The 1,644-nt window shown below is 40.6% G+C and carries 2 protein-coding genes; one reads left to right on the top strand and one right to left on the bottom strand.

Annotation, left to right across the window (positions count from 1 at the left end; genetic code table 11):
- A partial coding sequence (locus tag GX466_08465; GenBank protein NLH94227.1) for a hypothetical protein occupies nucleotides 1-941 on the bottom strand: 941 nt, incomplete at its 3' end.
- Between the two features lie 293 nt (nucleotides 942-1,234).
- Here GX466_08465 and GX466_08460 point away from each other — a divergent pair.
- Nucleotides 1,235-1,531 carry a hypothetical protein gene (locus GX466_08460; protein NLH94226.1) on the top strand — a complete coding sequence of 99 codons (297 nt, stop codon included), beginning with the start codon at nucleotides 1,235-1,237 and terminating at the stop codon, nucleotides 1,529-1,531.
- Nucleotides 1,532-1,644: the final 113 nt, after the last annotated feature.

Genomic DNA, 1,644 nt, shown 5'->3' with positions numbered 1-1,644 from the left:
TGCTTTCTTACCGTGTTGTAGTAGTACAAGTAATTAAATGCTTCGGTAAACATTTCTTGCCGGTTGGTTATTTTGAGGATTCTGGGGATGTAAAACTCGTCGTCATCGGTACGATGAGAACGTTCAAGGTGGGCGTTTTCTTCAGGGTGTTTCAGGTGATTTTGGACGAGTTTGCATCCGAAACCGGAAAGCAACTTTCTAAATTCTGTGATCTTGTACCAGGATTTTCCCCCGAATTCTTCTCCAAGGTCGACAGTAAAAATGATCTGGTGTGAGACACCGTGGCTTCTAAGCCAGGAGATGATCCAGAGGAACCAGGTCAAGCCATTCGTCCAGCTCTTCTCGTCTGAGTAGGCAATGAGCTTGAATCGGGTATTTACATCCATCGCGCTCCATTGATAAACGGGCAGTTTGTGGGCATAAATATGGTCGATCTGGGCTAGAGAAAGTGCTTTTTGATCTACAACATACTTCAGATCTACCTGCACGACTTCAAAAGGTTTGGCAGAGTACCAGTCCACAAATGGGCGGGGACCTTTCTTATGGGGTTTGTGTTTCTTGTTCTTGATGCTATCCTTGTTTCGTCTTACGATGTTACGAATTGTGTGTTCCGATAAGCTGATCTTATATACAGCCTCCAGCTCTTCCTTTAGTCTCAATGGCCCATAATTTGTCTTCTTCTTCAGCATCACTACTTTCTGTTCAACCTCTGCTGGTGTTTTGTTGTGTACCACATTTGGCGCACGGGAACCATCATCCAGATTCCCGGCTTCTCTCTTCGCCATTGCCTTATATACAGTCTTCCGTGTTATCCCTAACATCCTCGCTGTTTGACTCACGTTGCCTTTATTCGCCTTGAGTATCTGTAATATGGCCTGCCTGGCTGCTTGTGGGCTGATGTTGCGCAACTCTTGATAATCTAAAGGGGTGGTATCGTTCATTTCGATAGGTCTCCAACTGGTTGTACTTTATCCCAACCAATTCTAGACATTTATCCCTGTAGATCTCATAAGTCTTATTCATAAACTGTATACTATGTGCTGACCCCTTCACACTAAAAATGCTGTACAATATAGGAATCTATGCTAAATTTAAATGCTTTCAACCATAACCATCACCCCTCAAGGGTGAAAATGGTGACAAAAATCATCAGACGTGGAATTTCAGTAATAATATTTCATTAACGGAATCCTTTATAATAATCGAACTATAAACCAAGTAAAGATGTGAAAATTTGGAAGAAATCGAGTATATTAATGACGGAAAGGTTATTGTTACAAGCACGCGGGCAATGTCAAACGGGCATACCTATTCGTTATCAAAAGTTGCGTCTGTTTCAATGGGTGTACTAAAAAATGCCATGATGGGATGTGCTAAATGGCTTAAATTGGTTGGCGGGATATTTACAATTTTTATGGGTTTAATCACGATTAGAGATTCAATCGGACTGGTCTTCTTGGTTTTTGGAACCATCTTAATTGGTTTTGTCTATTTTTACATCTCGCAACTCAAAAAAATTATGTGTTTATAAGGCAAGGATTGGCTTTGATCTAATCGAGGAGGTTATCGCCAAATCAACTAACCAAGAGTATATCTAAAATTTTTATCAATGCAGTTAATGAAGCAATTAAGATAGAGGATGAT

It is taken from the genome of Candidatus Cloacimonadota bacterium (assembly GCA_012516855.1).
Classification (GTDB): Bacteria; Cloacimonadota; Cloacimonadia; order Cloacimonadales; family Cloacimonadaceae; genus Syntrophosphaera.
The sequence above is the reverse complement of the archived record's forward strand: the minus strand, read 5'-3'. Positions and strand labels throughout refer to the sequence as shown.